The sequence below is a fragment of the Arthrobacter sp. RAF14 genome (genome assembly GCF_052114185.1).
In the GTDB taxonomy this organism is placed as follows: domain Bacteria; phylum Actinomycetota; class Actinomycetes; order Actinomycetales; family Micrococcaceae; genus Arthrobacter_E.
Map to the genome: position 1 here is coordinate 735,673 of NZ_JBFREG010000001.1, position 15,666 is coordinate 751,338.

The window sequence follows — 15,666 nt, forward strand, 5'->3', positions numbered from 1 at the left end:
AGGTCCAGGGCGGGTGGCGGACGAGGCGCTGGCCGGGCTGTCCGCCATGGCGAGTCTGGTCACCGGCGCCGAATGCGCGGCCTGTGGCCGGCCCGAGGTGGTTCTCTGCGCCGCCTGCACCGGGGAATTGCACCGGAAGGGGCTGAAACCCTTCCCTGCCGGGCATCGGGCACCGGCTCTGGGCGGTGTTCCGGACTGGGCGGTTCTCGCCGCGTCGGATTACGGGGGCGAGGCCGCTCAGGTCATCCTGGCCCAGAAGCACCGCGGACACGGTGTGCTGTCCCGGGAACTCGGCGCGATGCTGAACCGCGTGATCTGGGCGTTTCCCGCTCCCGCCGAAGGAACCGGCGGTGGGAGCGCCGTCCCGCGGAGACTGTGGCTCGTGCCCGTTCCCACCAGCGGAGCGTCATTCCGCAAACGTGGCTTCGACCCGCTGGCGCTGGTCCTGCGGTGCTGCGCCGCCGCGGGCCTGCCCCCGCGCTGCACCGTGATGCCGACGCTCGCCGTCCGGAGCCTGCCGGAACGCCTCTGGCGCTCGCTGACCGCGGAACCCGGCTCGCCCGACGACGGCGCGGCGGTGCCTGCCGTGCGCCGAGCGCGCCGTGCGCTGGGGAAGCTCCTGCCGGGGCGAGGCGGCGGCCGGAAAGGGAACGGCCAGAAAGGCCTCGGCGCGTCGGCGAGAAAGGCACGTCTGTCCGGCAGCATGAGGCTCTCCCTGAGCTTCCGGACACGGCGCGGTGGAGGTGCCCTCGAGGGCGCCGAGTGCGTCCTCGTGGACGATGTGCTGACCACCGGGGCCACGCTGGCGGAGGCCGGACGCGTCCTGGAGGAAGCCGGGGCCAGAGTCCTCGGAGCGGTGGTCCTCGCCGCCACCAGGCCGCCGGCGGACCGGGAGAGTTCCCAGGAAGAAATAAGTGAACAAGGGATGAATTACTGAGCGCTATCCACTAACGTCAGTACTGGGTACCAAGCCAAGAAGGTACCTGTCGATAGCGGCTCGGAAAGGGGCTCGACTGTCAAACAGACCGGCCCCAGGAACCAGCCGTCGTCGTGCCACCGAAACACTGTGGAGGACACCATGGAGTTCATGATCAGCGGCCGCAACGTGACTGTATCGGACCGTTTCCGCGAGTACGCCAGCGAGAAACTCTCCAAGCTGGAAACGCTGGGCGACAAGGTCCAGCGGATCGACACGAAGGTCTCCAAGAAAGCCCACTCCCGTTCGGCGGATAACGATCTCACCGTCGAGGTCACTGTTCTGGGACGTGGCCCGGTGATCCGGGCAGAGGCTGTTTCGGGTGATAAGTTCGCGGCGTTCGACCTGGCCTACGGCAAGCTCCTCGAACGGTTGCGCAGGGCCAAGGACAGGCGCAAGGTGCATCATGGCAGGCACACCCCGCAAGCGGTGCACGAGGCGACCGCAAGCCTTGAACCGCCGGCCCAGGAGTCTCCCGAGCCACCCGCTCCCTATGAGATCCCCAATGACATCCCGGCAGGCGACTCGCCGGTGCTGATCCGCCGGAAGGTCTTCCCCGCCACCACCATGACGGTCGACGAGGCCGTGGACAACATGGAACTCGTGGGCCACGCTTTCTACCTGTTCGTGGACAAGGAGACCGAACAGCATTCCGTGGTGTACCGTCGCACCGGATGGACCTACGGCGTCATCACGCTGGACCCCGAATGCACGGAGGCCGAAGGGCTGGAGAAGATCCACGCCTACCGCTCCGATGACGAGGACGCGGTGGTCGTCGCCTGACGCAGGCGCGCGGGAGAGGCCGCGCGCAGAACAGACAAGGAGCACCGTGCCGGAAACGCTGACTCTCGCCCAGGCGAGAAGAATCGCATTGGCCGCACAGGGGCTCTCGAAGGAACGGCCCACCGGCCCCGCCACGGCGAGGTCGGTGGGCCGTTCCTTCGCCCAGATGCAATTGGTGCAGATCGACTCGGTCAACGTCCTGTCCCGCAGTCACTACCTGCCCTTCTTCTCGCGTCTGGGACCCTATGACAAGGCCCTGCTGGATCGCATGTCGCAGAAGGCCCCACGCAGCATGATGGAGTTCTGGGCCCACGAGGCCAGCTTCATCCAGCCCGCGCATTTCGAAGCACTGCGGCACTGGCAGCGCCGCCGCTGGGTCAGCGCCGAGCACCTCGACGCCGCCCAGCGCGAGCAACTGCGGGAGAGCATTCTCGGCCTTCTCGCGACCTCACGGCCACTGACGGCTTCGCAGATCACCGAACGCCTCGGCCACGTCGAGGAGAAGAAGAACGACCACTGGGGCTGGAACTGGAACGCGGTGAAGGTGGTCCTCGAATACCTGTTCGCGCGGGGCGAAGTCACCTCGGCGGGCCGGACGGAGCAGTTCGAGCGACGGTACACCCTGACCACCCGGGCGTATCCGCTGGTGGAGTCGCAGCCTGGGGCTGACCCTCACGATCCGCTGGCCCGGGAGGCGGCCCTCGACCTCCTGGTCGAGGCCTCCGCCAAGGCCCACGGGGTCGGCACGGTGAAGTGCCTCGCGGACTATTTCCGGCTGCCGGTCCGTCCCGTGGGCGAAGCGCTGGAGCGGTTGGCCGCGCGCGACGTCGTCTGCCCGGTCGACGTCGACGGCTGGGGGAGCGGGCTGTACCGGCACCTGGGTGTGAAGCTCCCGCGGGCCGCCTCCGGCCAGGCCCTGCTGAGTCCATTCGACCCGATGGTTTTCGAACGCACCAGGCTCGAACGGCTTTTCGGCTTCCACTACCGGATCGAGATCTACACCCCGGCTCACAAGCGCCGTTTCGGCTACTACGTCCTGCCCTTCCTGCTTCGTGACACGATGGCCGCACGCGTGGACCTGAAAGCAGACCGGGCCGCATCACGCCTGGTGGTGCGCGGAGCCTATGACGAACCGGAGGCCCCCTCGGACACGCCCGTCCAGCTCGCAAGGGAGCTGGAGAGCATGGCCTCCTGGCTGGGCCTGGCGACGGTGGAAGTCGAGGGGACGGGCGGGTTCGCCGCGCAGCTGAGGCGTTCGCTGTAGGCGCATTTGACCCCGTTGGTGGGAACTCTGAGCAGTTCCCACACGTGTCTCACGTAGACTGAACACGCCGTGAACGGCATGCCAAGACACGCGTATCGATTGGGAGTACCCGCACGTGGCCTCACTTCTTGAAAAACTCTTGCGCACCGGCGACAAGAAGACGCTCAAGCGTCTCCGCAACTATGCGGACGCCATCAATGCACTTGAGGATTCCTTCACAGGCTTCACCGATGCGGAGCTCCGTGCGGAGACGGACCGCCTGCGGGAACGCCACGAAGACGGCGAGTCCCTGGACGCGCTGCTGCCGGAAGCCTTCGCCGCCGTGCGCGAGGCATCGGCCCGGACGCTCGGCATGCGGCACTTCGACGTCCAGCTCATGGGCGGCGCCGCGCTGCACCTCGGCAACATCGCCGAGATGAAGACCGGTGAAGGCAAGACCCTCGTGGCCACCGCCCCCGCGTACCTGAATGCGCTGAGCGGCAAGGGCGTGCACGTGGTCACGGTCAACGACTACCTGGCCGAATACCAGTCCGAACTCATGGGCCGTGTCTACCGGTTCCTCGGTCTGACCAGCGGTTGCATCCTGGCCAATCAGGATCCGGCACTCCGTAAGGTCCAGTACGACGCCGACATCACCTACGGCACGAACAACGAGTTCGGTTTCGATTACCTGCGCGACAACATGGCGTGGGACAAGTCGGAACTGGTGCAGCGCGGCCACAACTTCGCGATCGTCGATGAGGTCGACTCCATTCTGATCGACGAGGCCCGTACGCCGCTCATCATCTCCGGGCCCGCCCAGGGCGACGCCAATCGCTGGTACGGCGAATTCGCCTCGCTGGTGCAGAAGCTGGGGGAGGGCCGCGACTACGAGGTCGACGAGAAGAAGCGCACCGTCGGTGTGCTCGAATCCGGTATCGCCAAGGTGGAGGACTACCTCGGCATCCACAATCTGTATGAATCGGCGAACACCCCGCTCATCGGGTTCCTGAACAACGCCATCAAGGCCAAGGAACTGTTCAAGCGGGACAAGGATTACGTCGTCATGGACGGCGAAGTCCTCATCGTCGACGAGCACACCGGGCGTGTGCTGGCCGGCCGTCGCTACAACGAGGGCATGCACCAGGCCATCGAGGCCAAGGAAAAGGTCGAGGTCAAGCCGGAGAACCAGACCCTGGCCACCGTGACCCTGCAGAACTACTTCCGCATGTACGACAAGCTCTCGGGCATGACCGGCACGGCCGAGACCGAAGCCGCGGAATTCATGTCCACCTACAAGCTCGGCGTGGTGCCCATCCCCACGAACCGGCCGATGCAGCGCATCGATCAGCCCGACCTCGTCTACAAGAACGAAGTGGTCAAGTTCGACGCGGTCGTGCAGGACATCGTGGAGCGCCACGAGAAGGGTCAGCCGGTCCTGGTGGGCACCACCAGCGTGGAGAAGAGCGAATACCTCTCCCAGAAGCTGGCCAAGGAAGGTGTGCGCCACGAGGTGCTCAACGCCAAGAACCACGCTCGTGAAGCCGCGATCGTGGCGGAGGCCGGCCGCAAGGGTGCCGTGACGGTGGCGACCAACATGGCCGGCCGTGGTACGGACATCATGCTCGGCGGAAGCCCCGAGTTCACCGCGGTCGCGGCGCTCAAGGCTCGTGGGCTGGATCCGGAAGAGAACCCCGAAGAGTACGAGGCTGCGTGGCCCGAGGCTCTGGAAGCCGCCAAGAAGGCGGTCAAGGACGAGCACGAGGAAGTCCTGGAGCTCGGCGGCCTGTACGTGCTCGGCACCGAACGGCACGAATCACGCCGTATCGACAATCAGCTCCGTGGCCGGTCGGGCCGTCAGGGTGACCCTGGTGAGTCCCGGTTCTACCTCTCGCTCACGGACGATCTCATGCGCCTGTTCAACTCGGGTGCGGCGGAGCGCCTGATGGCGTCCACCCTCGACGACGAGACCGCCCTCGAGTCCAAGATGGTCTCCCGCGCGATCGCCTCGGCGCAGGGTCAGGTCGAGGGCCGGAACGCCGAGCAGCGCAAGAACGTGCTCAAGTACGACGACGTCCTGAACCGTCAGCGTGAAGCCATCTATGGTGACCGCCGCCGGATCCTCGAAGGCGACGATCTGCACGAAAAGGTCCAGTTCTTCCTCGAAGACACCATCAACGCGGTGATCGACGACGCCACGGCGGAAGGTCACAGCGAGGAGTGGGACTACGACCTGCTCTGGAGCAACCTCAAGACCCTCTACCCGATGACTCTGAGCCAGAAGGACGTCTTCGACGAGGCCGGTGGCAAGGCGGGAGTGACGGCGGCTTTCCTCAAGGAGGAGATCCTCTCCGATGCCCGCTTGGCCTATGAGGCGCGGGAGACGCAGCTCGGCAGTGAGAACATGCGTGAGTTCGAGCGCCGGGTGGTCCTCTCGGTGATCGGCCGTAAGTGGCAGGAACATCTCTATGAGATGGACTACCTGAAGGAAGGCATCGGCCTTCGCGCCATGGCGCAGCGTGATCCGCTGGTCGAATACCAGCGTGAGGGGTACACGCTTTTCCAGGCCATGATGGCGGGCATCCGCGAGGAGTCCGTCGGTTTCCTCTACAACCTCGAGGTGGAGGTCACCGAGACGCCGGCGGCCGAGGCTGCGTCCGAACCGCACATCCACGCCGCCGGTCTTGAAACCCCTGAGCAGCCCGCACAGCTGCAGTACTCCGCGCCGGGCGAGGACGGGGAGACTGAGACCCACGTCGAGCGGAAGGATTCCGCCTCGGAGGCCATTCGCGATGCACGCTCGGGCAACCCCGCGCGCAGCGGAGGCAAGAAGGGCAATCGCAAGCGTCGTTAGCGGGACGGCGTGACGGCCCGGTCAGGAGTTCCTGGCCAGGCCGTCACCCGATCTCCAGGGCCGTCACGATCCAGGAAGCACGCCGTGCCTCCAGCCGGATCGCGACGGCCCTGGTGCGTTTACGGCACCGGACCACGGCGCTGGCCTCCAGAATCGCGGGCGTGATGCACTGGGCGTGAACACTCTGGACGTGGGCATCCGCATAGGGCGAAGGCCGGTCACGGCCGAAGTGCTCCTGAGCTTCCTGAACCAGGGCGCGACGGAGCTGGAGCGAGGAGAATAGCGAAGGTTCCATCCACCGGGAGAGCTGCTGCAATGGCCTGGCGCCGTTGAGTGCCTCCATGACTGCCTGGACCAGCTGTTGGACCTGCCCTGTGAGCTGATGGAGGCGTCGCGCGTCGTCCAGTGACGTGGGTGGTGAGGAGGCCGTCCTCGGCCGCGGCGCCGTGACGGTTCCCAGGGCTGCGGTCCGCTGAGGGAGGACCGAAAGGCCGGGCTGGGTGCGTGAAGCCGGGTCACCACCGGCAGTGACTGGTGTGGATGCTGACGGTCTCATGAACGGTTCCTTCAACGGTGAGTGGTGGGGGGGAGGGGGCGGATGCGTCCCGTCCGTGGGCGCGCGGCAATGAGTGGTGCAGCGTGATGACGGATGACGGTGCAGCGCTCATCGAGCAGGTCAGGCCCGTCACGCCCGGTCCGGGACGGTGAGAACCATCCCCGGCAGAAGGTGATCAGGGTCCTCGCCGATGACCGCGCGGTTCGCGGTGTACCAGCGGGGCCAGAACCGGGCGATCTCCAGGTCGGTGGCCCTCGGCCCGAGTTCCTGCGCCGCCAAGGTCCAGAGGGAATCCCCGGGGCGGACTTCCACTTCGCGGCCAGCGGTACGGCTTGCTGCCGGGGATCTTTGTGGGCTCGCCGCCAGATGTCCTGCCTCGGGTGGTGAGGGCGACGGTGTCCAGCCGGGATCCAGGGAACCGGAATCCTCTGCGGAGGCTGCAGGTGTCTGATGACCTGCCGGTGGGACCTCCGGGTCCGACAGCAGTGATCCGTGGACGGCGGCGGACCACGCCGGATCGAGAGGATCGGCAGGGGGAGAAGGCCGGCCTGGCGCCGTCGTGTCGATCTGAGTCCTGATCCCGCCCATGTGCGCCGGCTCGGCAGGGTGCCCAGGATCCTGCATGCGAAGGACACCCCTCACGTTCCGGGAGATGCCGGACACGGATGGAGCTGCCACCCCGGTGTCAGAGGCTGCGCTGACGTCGGCATGGGCGCCCGGCGCGGCAAGCAGGTTGAGGCTCAGGATCGCCAAAGCCAGACGACGCATGAAGGACGGCGTCCATCTGCGCAGCTGCGCCGAGGGAACCCGCCGCCCCCGAAGTTCGCACGCAGCGGCGAGAAACGCGATCATCATGGACATCAGCCACCAGATCAGGACGGCTGCACCCGCCCAGAGAGCGAGTGAACCCACCAGCGTCTCCGTTCTCAATCCCGGTGTGTCCGCTGTTTGCGCCCAGTCGAGCCGCCCGGCGGAGTAGGAGCGCCCCATCCAGCCGATGAGCAGGAGCGCCATGCCTGCGCCGAGCATCCCGAGGGACAGCAACGCGTCAGCAGCGGCCCCGGACGATGCAGAGGGTGTCCTCGGTGAACGACGCCGTCTCACATGATCTCCTTTGATGCGATTTGATGTCATTTGATGAAAGTAGATCCATCTTGATACGACCGACGCTGTTTGTCCAGACTCTGTTCCAATGAGCTGGACTTTTGAATGACAAGGCGACGCCTCTACCGTGATCCCATGCGCTGGGGACTGCTCTTCGGAGACATCGAAGCTCAACTCGAGGAAGCGCTGAGGCTCGAGCGGGAGTCCAGCGCTGCTGAACTGGAACGGGCCGAGTTCGCCAGAGTCCCCTTCCTTGACCGGATGCGCGGAAGCGAGGGGCGCACGATCTCACTGGTCCTGTCCGGGGCCGGCCGCCTGGAGGGTGTCGTGAAGCGGGTCGGCAACGGCTGGTTGGTTCTGGAGGACGGGCCTTCCGACTGGCTTGTCTGCGCCGACGCGATCAGAGCCGTATCCGGGCTGTCCCGGACCGTGCCGCCCGAGGAAGGGCTGCTCTGGCAGCGATTGGGGCTTGGTTCCGCGCTGAGGACGGTGTCCCGGGATCGCTCGGTCGTCCGGGTGTTCCTCGAAGGCGGCGGGCTGGAGCACTCGCCACCGTCGGGTGTGATCGCCCGGGTGGGTCTGGATTTCCTGGAACTCTGGGGGGCCGGGGAGCGCGGCCAAGGACGGAGAACTCAGACGGTCCGGGTCATTCCATTCGACGGGATCGCAGCCGTCCAGGGAGGGGCCGGTTCTGGAACGTTCCGGGGCGTTTGACCTCCATGGTCAGCTCGCCGACGAGTTCTCCGGCGTGGACGAAGGATTCTCGATGCTGAGCCTGGTCTGCTCGTACTGCTCCTGGATGTACTCCTCGAGCTTCTCCGACTCGATCCGCCAGACTCCGCGGCCGCCGACCCGGATGGCTTTCAGCTGCCCGCTCCGGACCAGCGCGTAGGCCTGTGACGAGGTGATCTGGAGAATCTCCTCCACATCGGCGAGGGTCAGAAAGCGGCGCATGGATCCATTCTGCCATCTTGTGGACGTCCGCACAGGCGAGTTATCCACAGTTCAGCATCATCATATGTCACGTGATGGAAAATTTCGTCAATCTTCATGAATAATGGTCCAAGATACGGACTGAAGACCCTGGTGAGGAATTGGAGAACCCCAGTGACTGATGCGACCATCACGCGCCTGAGGAAGCCCTCGTGGAAAGACCCCCGCCTGCTCCTGGGGATACTGCTGGTTCTGGTCTCCACAGCGGGCACGGTTGCGCTGATCGGAAGTCTGGACCATGGCGTGGAGATCTACGTGGCGCGCCAGGGCATCCCGGTGGGGGCGAGGCTTTCGTCTCAGGACCTGGACCGGATGACGGTGCGTCTGGGAGGCGCGGAAGCCCAGTACCTTCGAGCCGACGAACCGCTTCCCGAGGGTGCGATCGCCACGAGCTTCGTGGGGAAGGGCCAGCTCGTTCCCCGGGGCAGCATCGGCGCGGCCCGTGCGCTCACCGGCAAGCCGGTCGCGGTGCCCGTCGACGGGGTTCTCCCTGAACAGCTCCAGGAGGGCGCCCGGGCGGACGTCTGGGTGGCCGCACCTGACGAGCGCAACGGTTTCAAGGACCCCCACCTTCTGGTGCGAGCGGGGGAGGTGGTCAAAGTGGTGCAGAACCAGCAGGCCTTCGGCGCCAACGCATCCCAGGTGGTCATCGTCCTGATTCCGGATGACAAGCTGCCGCAGCTCCTCGCCGCTCAATCGAACAAGTCCAGGATCTCGCTCGTGTGGAACCCCGAGGGGAGTGCTCCGTGACGGTGGGCATCGCCGCATTCGGGAACGGTTCCGAAGATCTCGTGGAGGGTTTGAGCATGGGCCTCGGGAAATCGTTCCGGCTCGTCCGGCGGAGCGAAAGCCTGGAGGAGCTGATGGGCGCCTGCCAGGCCGGCCTGGCGCAGGTTGCGCTGTTCTTCGGAGATGGTCATGCCGTCGATGCCACCACGGTGGACCGCCTGCGGGCCCTCGGGGTCGTGGTGCTGGTGCTGCATCAGGAGCAGGCTGAGCGAAAACGCCTGGCCAAGGTGGGGGCGGTCACGCTGCCCGTCGATGCCGACGTCGCTCAGGTGGAGAACGTGCTCAGCACCGCACTGGAATCCTTGGGAACGCGAACAGAACCTGACCCGGTGGCCGACGGAAGCCCCGGGGCCGTCCCGAGAGTGAGGGTGGAGAGCTCGTGGTCGCTGGTGACCGCATGGTCCGTTCCCGGGGCAGGGAATCCGGGCCTGGCGGATCATCGTCCCCCGGAAGGAAACTCCGGTCAGGAGCGCACGCCTGTAGAGGCTGTGGAACGGACGACGGGCGGAGGGCCTGGAGAGGTCGTCGTGCGTCCCGACGGCGGAACGCCGGTGATCCGGGAGAGCGCGGATCCACCCCGTGTCCTCGCAGTCTGGGGCCCTGCCGGCGCCCCGGGGCGCACCACCGTGGCAGTCAACGTCGCGGCGGAGCTCGCGATGGAGGGGCGTCGGGTCATCCTGCTCGACGCCGATGCCTACGGCGCCAGTGTGGCGGCTCACCTCGGACTGCTGGACGAGTCCGCCGGCCTCGCCCAAGCATGCCGGCTGGCAGACCAGGGGCGGCTCGATGCGGCGGCGCTCGAACGAGTTCGTGTTCCACTGACCCTGGGTGCCGGCTCGTTGGATGTCCTGAGCGGTCTCACCCGGCCCGAACGGTGGACCGAACTCAGGGGCCCGGCTCTGGCGGTCGTACTGGACGTCTGTGCTTCCTTGTACGACCACGTGGTGATCGATTCCGGGTTCTGCCTCGAGGCCGACGAGGAACTCAGCTTCGACACCATGGCTCCACGGCGGAATGCGGCCGCGCTCACGGTTCTCGGATACGCCGACCGCGTCTATGCCGTGGGGGAGGCCACGGCTGTGGGACTGCCTCGTCTGGTGCGTTCCGTACCCGCTCTGCTCGACGCTGCGCCGCGCGCTCAAGCGGTTGTGCTGATGAACAAGGTACGGCAGAGCGCTGTGGGCCGCTTTCCCGAGCGCCAGCTGCGGGAGGCCTGGGAACGTTTCGGGCCGCCATTGCCGATCGGCTCTTTCCTGCCGTTTTCCTCCGAGGTTGCGGACCTTGCGTTGCGAAATGGGAACGTGCTGGCCGAGTCGGCGCCCCAGTCCGAGCTGCGCCGGGCGGTCCGATCTTTGGTTTGTGCACCTGCACAGCGTTCTCGGAAATCCTCTGTGTTTTACGCCACGACGCGGCGCGTGAGATCGCGCTAGGCTCGCCACTAAGACCGCAACGAAGCGGTGAATCATTCTCCCTGGAGGCGTGCAACGTGTCGCTGGCAGACAGCAATCCGACGATGACCAAGGAAACGGTCGACACTTTCCTGGACAACTACTACCAGCACCTCGCTCCCGAGGATCGGGCGCGCTATGACACGGACGTGCTCCGTGAACGGGCTCTCGCTCACCACGGGCTCGGCAGTCGCCGGTCCCCGGACCAGGCGCTCGTGGAAGTCCGGACCGAACCAGGGTGCAGTGTCGTTCTGATCGTCACGGACGACATGCCGTTCCTGGTCGACTCCGTCGTCGCCGAACTGGTCCGCCAGCACCGGGCCATTCGCCTCGTGGTGCACCCGATGCTCGTCGTGCAGCGGGACTCCGGCACTCACGAAGCGGGCAAGATCTCCCAGGTTCCGGCTCACGTCGGCCAGACCAGCGGCGACACGGCCGCGATTCCGTCCCTTGCGTCCTTCGTCGCCGCGGAAGGCGCCACCACCCGGCTCGAGTCCTGGATCGCGGTCGAGATCGACCGCGCCGATGAGGAGACCGCGGCTGCGCTGGTCGCCGGTCTCGAGAAGGTCCTGCATGACGTCCGCACCGCCGTCGAGGACTGGCAGAAGATGCGGGACAAGGCCTCCGAGGTCGCGGACGAACTCGGGCAGCTTCCCGCTGACGCGGGCATCCAGGACCTGACTGGGGCTCAGGCTCTGCTGCGCTGGATGGAGGACGACAACTTCACGTTCCTCGGCTACCGCGAATACGACCTCCTTGACGTCAACGGTGAGGATGTCCTCGAAGCCCACGAAGAGGGCGGCCTCGGACTCATGCGTCATCTCGGGGATTCCCCGAAGATCCAGCACCTCACGGACACCGGCCGGTCCAAGGCCCGCGAGAAGCGAGCCCTGCTCATCACCAAGGCGAACTCCCGATCCACGGTCCACCGTGCCGCGTACCTCGACTACATCGGCATCAAGAGCTTCGACGCCGCGGGCAATGTGACGGGTGAGCGCCGCTTCATCGGCCTCTTCTCCACCAACGCCTACACGGGCTCGGTGCGGACCATCCCGATCATCAAGGACAAGGTGCGTGCCGTCCTCGAGGCTTCCGGATTCCCCACCGAGTCCCATTCGGGCAAGGATCTGCTCGGAATCATGGAGACCTACCCGCGCGATGAGCTCTTCCAAATGGACGTGCCCGAGCTGGTCGCCACCACGCAGGCCATCATGCTGCTCCAGGAGCGTCGCCGCACGCGGCTCTTCCTCCGGCCCGACGTCTACGGACGGTTCATGTCTGCAGTGGTCTTCATCCCGCGTGACCGCTACACCACCTCGGTGCGTCTGCGCTTGCAGGACGAGCTGACCCGCACCTTCGACGCGGTGTCCATCGACTTCGAAGCCCGCATGAGCGAGTCTGCGCTGGCACGGGTCTTCTTCCGGATCCGTCTTCCCAAGAACGCGGACCTGAATGCGTTCGACACGGAAGGTCTGGAGGAGCGCCTGGTGCGCGCCGCCCGTTCCTGGTCCGAGGGCCTCGGTGAAGTCCTCGGCGAGAATCACCCCGAAGCGGAGGCCGAGCGCCTGGCTTCGCAGTGGAGCGACGCGTTCCCGGCCAGCTACCGGGTGGACTATGAGGTCGAGGACGCTCTGCTGGACATCCAGCGTTTCGAGGACTGCCTGAGCAATGCCGCCGCCCAGGGCACCGAGAAGGCGATGGAGCAGCAGATCCAGCTCCACGCCTACCTCCCGGACGGCGCCGGCGAGGTCCTCGAAGAGGACGCCCGCGTCAAGATCTACCTGCTTGCGCCGCGCAGCCTCAGCAAGATCCTTCCGGTGTTCCACAACCTGGGTCTCGAGGTGCTCGACGAGCGCCCGTTCGAGATCGAGACCAAGGACGGACGGGACTTCTTCCTGTACGACCTCGGGCTGAAGTACCCGGCTGGAACCGACCCGCTGGCCAGCAGCAGCCTCCTGGCCGAGTCATTCTCCGCGGCACTGAACGGGACCATCGAGTCCGACCGCTTCGACCGTCTGGTCCTGGCGGAGGGTATGACCTGGCGTCAGGTGCTGATCCTGCGCAGCTACGCCAAGTACATGCGCCAGATGGGCAACACGAACTCGTACGGTTTCATCGCGGACACCCTGCTTGCCAATGCTGAGGTCACGCGCGGGCTCGTCGCCCTCTTCGAGAGCCGTTTCGACCCTGCGCTTCCCGCGGCCGGCGGCGAACTCGACGGCGACGGCCGTGCCGCCGCCATCGAGCAGGCTCACGCTGCGCTGGAGGACGCCATGGCCGGCGTCGCGACGCTGGACGCCGACCGCGTGCTGCGGACCTTCATCAACCTGATCGACCAGACGCTGCGCACCAACTACTACCAGGGCAAGGACTACCTCAGCTTCAAGCTCAACCCGGCCGGCATCGAAGGGCTTCCCTTCCCGCGCCCGGCGTTCGAGATCTGGGTGTACTCGCCCCGCGTCGAGGGTGTCCACCTGCGCTTCGGCGCTGTCGCCCGCGGTGGTCTTCGCTGGTCCGACCGGCGCGAGGATTTCCGGACCGAGGTCCTCGGCCTGGTGAAGGCCCAGATGGTCAAGAACGCCGTGATCGTCCCGACCGGCGCCAAGGGTGGCTTCTTCGCCAAGCAGCTGCCGGACCCCGCCGTCGACCGTTCCGCCTGGATGGCCGAAGGCATCGAAAGTTACAAGACGTTCATCCGCGGTCTGCTGGACATCACCGACAACCTGGTGACCGACGCCAACGGCGAGCACGTGGTCGCTCCGCGCGACGTCGTTCGTCATGACGCGGATGACAGCTACCTGGTGGTGGCCGCCGACAAGGGGACCGCTTCCTTCTCCGACATCGCCAATGCCATTTCGGCCGAGTACGGATTCTGGCTGGGCGATGCCTTCGCCTCCGGCGGCTCGGTGGGTTACGACCACAAGGCCATGGCCATCACGGCGCGTGGCGCGTGGGAGTCGGTGAAGCGACACTTCTCCGAGCTTGACCTCGACACCCAGAACGAAGATTTCACGGTGGTGGGCGTCGGCGACATGTCCGGCGACGTGTTCGGCAACGGCATGCTGCTCTCCGAGCACATCCGCCTGCTGGCCGCCTTCGACCACCGGCACATCTTCCTGGATCCTCAGCCGGATGCCGCAAGCTCCTTCGCGGAGCGCAAGCGTCTCTTCGAGCTCCCGCGCTCGTCCTGGGACGACTACAACCGCGAACTGATCAGTGCCGGTGGCGGGGTGTTCCCGCGTTCGGCGAAGTCGATCCCGATCTCGACCCAGGTCCGTGTGGCGCTGGGTCTGCCCGATGGCACCGTGTCGATGAGCCCGCCCGATCTCCTCAAGGCGATCCTTCTGGCCCCGGCCGATCTCCTCTATAACGGTGGAATCGGCACCTACGTCAAGGCCAGCACCGAGAGCCACGCTGAGGTGGGGGACAAGGCCAACGACGGCATCCGGGTCGACGGCCGGGACCTGCGCGTCAAGGTCGTGGGCGAGGGCGGCAACCTGGGCATGACCCAGCGCGGCCGTATCGAGGCCGCCCTGCAGGGCGTCATCCTCAACACCGACGCGATCGACAACTCGGCCGGCGTCGACTGCTCCGACCATGAGGTCAACATCAAGATCTTCATCGATCGCATGGTGTCGGCAGGCAAGCTGGATCCTGCGGAACGGGCGGCCTTCCTGGCGTCCATGACGGATGAGGTCGGCGAGCTGGTGCTCGAGGACAACATCGAGCAGAACATCCTGCTGCTCAATGACCGCACCAGGGTGGCCGAATGGAGCCCGAGCTACGAACGGCTCATGGACTGGCTGGACGTCAAGGCCGACCTGAACCGCGAGCTGGAAGCACTGCCGTCCACCGAGGTCCTGCGTCAGCGCCTGGCCCAGGGACAGGGGCTGACCTCGCCCGAGCTTTCCGTGCTCGCCGCGTACGCCAAGATCGAACTCGCCGACGCCTTGCGCGACAGCGACCTCGCCGACGACCCGTGGTTCGGTTCCACCCTTCGGGCGTATTTCCCGAAGGCGCTGGCGGAGCGTTTCGACGCCGAGCTGGACAGCCACCCGTTGCGCCGCGAAATCATCGCCACCGTCGTCGCCAACGAGATGATCAACGTCGGAGGCATCACGTTCGCGTTCCGCGCGATCGAGGAGACCTCGGCCACGGAATCGGCCGTGGCGAAGGCGTTCATCGCCCTTCGTGAGATCTACAAGCTGCCGGAGATGCTGGATGCGCTGAACAGCCTGCCCGCATCGTTCCCGACCGCTCACTGGACCACGGTGCACCTGGACATCCGCCGACTTCTCGACCGTGCGGTGCGCTGGCTCGTCGCCGACGGGGCCACCAGCGCTCCGGTCGCGGAGATCATCGCGGACTTCGGCCCCAAGGTCGCGGCACTGCGCGGCCACCTGGCCGATTACCTGCGCGGTGAGGACCTGGTCCGCTTCGAAGCCTGGCGGGACCGCGCCAGCTCGTGGGGCCTGCCGGAGGAGCTCGGTATCCGCTGGGCCGAACTCTTCGAGAGTTTCCCCCTCCTGGAGATGGCCCGCATCTCCCGCCAGAGCGGTGAGAGCATGGACGACGTCGCTCGCGTATACTACACGGTGTTCGACCGGTTCCACGTGGACTCGCTGCTCGAGCGGATCAGTGCACTCCCGCGGGATGACCGCTGGCAGGCTCTGGCCCGTGCGGCGCTGCGCGATGATCTCTACTCGACGGTCGCAGACATGACCATCTCGGTGCTCGGCGTCAGCCAGGGCGAAACGGCTCCGGATGACCGTCTGGTCCAGTGGGAGGAACGGAACGCCGAACAGCTGCTGCGTGCGCGGAACATGTTCGAAGAGGTCAACTCGCTTGAGAAGGACGACATGGCGTCTCTCTCGGTAGCATTGAGGCTCTTGCGTTCCATCGTCCGGCACTGATCCAGGA

The 15,666-nt window shown here is 66.2% G+C and carries 11 protein-coding genes; 8 read left to right on the top strand and 3 right to left on the bottom strand.

Annotation, left to right across the window (positions count from 1 at the left end):
- Nucleotides 1-13 precede the first annotated feature (13 nt).
- The 4 genes from AB4Y75_RS03480 (at nucleotide 14) to secA (ending at nucleotide 5,856) form a co-directional block, all read left to right on the top strand.
- Nucleotides 14-937: a ComF family protein gene (locus AB4Y75_RS03480; RefSeq protein WP_441434490.1), complete on the top strand. Its 924-nt coding sequence runs from the start codon at nucleotides 14-16 to the stop codon at nucleotides 935-937.
- A 141-nt stretch (nucleotides 938-1,078) separates the two neighbouring features.
- The gene (hpf, locus tag AB4Y75_RS03485) at nucleotides 1,079-1,759 is read left to right on the top strand and encodes a ribosome hibernation-promoting factor, HPF/YfiA family (RefSeq protein ID WP_441434491.1); all 681 of its coding nucleotides are present in this window, start codon (nucleotides 1,079-1,081) and stop codon (nucleotides 1,757-1,759) included.
- Nucleotides 1,760-1,805: 46 nt separating this feature from the next.
- On the top strand, nucleotides 1,806-3,023 hold the full coding sequence (locus AB4Y75_RS03490) for a winged helix-turn-helix domain-containing protein (protein ID WP_441434492.1): 1,218 nt from the start codon (nucleotides 1,806-1,808) through the stop codon (nucleotides 3,021-3,023).
- 115 nt (nucleotides 3,024-3,138) lie between these two features.
- Nucleotides 3,139-5,856, top strand: a complete 2,718-nt coding sequence (secA, locus tag AB4Y75_RS03495; RefSeq protein ID WP_441434493.1) for a preprotein translocase subunit SecA — start codon at nucleotides 3,139-3,141, stop codon at nucleotides 5,854-5,856.
- 43 nt (nucleotides 5,857-5,899) lie between these two features.
- Here the strand turns inward: secA and AB4Y75_RS03500 are convergent, their stop codons facing one another.
- A complete protein-coding gene (locus AB4Y75_RS03500; RefSeq protein ID WP_441434494.1) occupies nucleotides 5,900-6,412 on the bottom strand; it encodes an Rv3235 family protein in 513 nt (170 codons plus the stop codon).
- Between the two features lie 129 nt (nucleotides 6,413-6,541).
- Nucleotides 6,542-7,516, bottom strand: a complete 975-nt coding sequence (locus AB4Y75_RS03505) for a LysM peptidoglycan-binding domain-containing protein (protein ID WP_441434495.1) — start codon at nucleotides 7,514-7,516, stop codon at nucleotides 6,542-6,544.
- 135 nt (nucleotides 7,517-7,651) lie between these two features.
- On the opposite strand from AB4Y75_RS03505, the gene AB4Y75_RS03510 reads away from it, so the two are divergent.
- On the top strand, nucleotides 7,652-8,230 hold the full coding sequence (locus AB4Y75_RS03510) for a hypothetical protein (protein ID WP_441434496.1): 579 nt from the start codon (nucleotides 7,652-7,654) through the stop codon (nucleotides 8,228-8,230).
- A gap of 9 nt (nucleotides 8,231-8,239) precedes the next feature.
- Here AB4Y75_RS03510 and AB4Y75_RS03515 read toward each other — a convergent pair whose 3' ends face one another.
- Nucleotides 8,240-8,470, bottom strand: coding sequence for a helix-turn-helix domain-containing protein (locus AB4Y75_RS03515; protein ID WP_441434497.1), 231 nt, complete (start codon nucleotides 8,468-8,470; stop codon nucleotides 8,240-8,242).
- 153 nt (nucleotides 8,471-8,623) lie between these two features.
- On the opposite strand from AB4Y75_RS03515, the gene AB4Y75_RS03520 reads away from it, so the two are divergent.
- From AB4Y75_RS03520 to AB4Y75_RS03530, 3 genes are all read left to right on the top strand, one after another.
- The gene (locus tag AB4Y75_RS03520) at nucleotides 8,624-9,259 is read left to right on the top strand and encodes a hypothetical protein (RefSeq protein WP_441434498.1); all 636 of its coding nucleotides are present in this window, start codon (nucleotides 8,624-8,626) and stop codon (nucleotides 9,257-9,259) included.
- Nucleotides 9,256-10,728 carry an AAA family ATPase gene (locus AB4Y75_RS03525; RefSeq protein WP_441434499.1) on the top strand — a complete coding sequence of 491 codons (1,473 nt, stop codon included), beginning with the start codon at nucleotides 9,256-9,258 and terminating at the stop codon, nucleotides 10,726-10,728. Before AB4Y75_RS03520 ends, AB4Y75_RS03525 begins: the two co-directional genes overlap by 4 nt.
- A gap of 83 nt (nucleotides 10,729-10,811) precedes the next feature.
- Nucleotides 10,812-15,659 carry an NAD-glutamate dehydrogenase gene (locus AB4Y75_RS03530; RefSeq protein WP_441434500.1) on the top strand — a complete coding sequence of 1,616 codons (4,848 nt, stop codon included), beginning with the start codon at nucleotides 10,812-10,814 and terminating at the stop codon, nucleotides 15,657-15,659.
- The last annotated feature ends 7 nt before the right edge of the window (nucleotides 15,660-15,666 follow it).

What these genes read in the sequence shown, in the direction of transcription:
- hpf (WP_441434491.1), top strand. Translation starts at nt 1,079, where the DNA reads ATGGAGTTCATGATCAGCGGCCGCAACGTGACTGTATCGGACCGTTTC.
- AB4Y75_RS03500 (WP_441434494.1), bottom strand. Translation starts at nt 6,412, where the DNA reads ATGAGACCGTCAGCATCCACACCAGTCACTGCCGGTGGTGACCCGGCT.
- AB4Y75_RS03510 (WP_441434496.1), top strand. Translation starts at nt 7,652, where the DNA reads ATGCGCTGGGGACTGCTCTTCGGAGACATCGAAGCTCAACTCGAGGAA.
- AB4Y75_RS03515 (WP_441434497.1), bottom strand. Translation starts at nt 8,470, where the DNA reads ATGCGCCGCTTTCTGACCCTCGCCGATGTGGAGGAGATTCTCCAGATC.
- AB4Y75_RS03530 (WP_441434500.1), top strand. Translation starts at nt 10,812, where the DNA reads ATGACCAAGGAAACGGTCGACACTTTCCTGGACAACTACTACCAGCAC.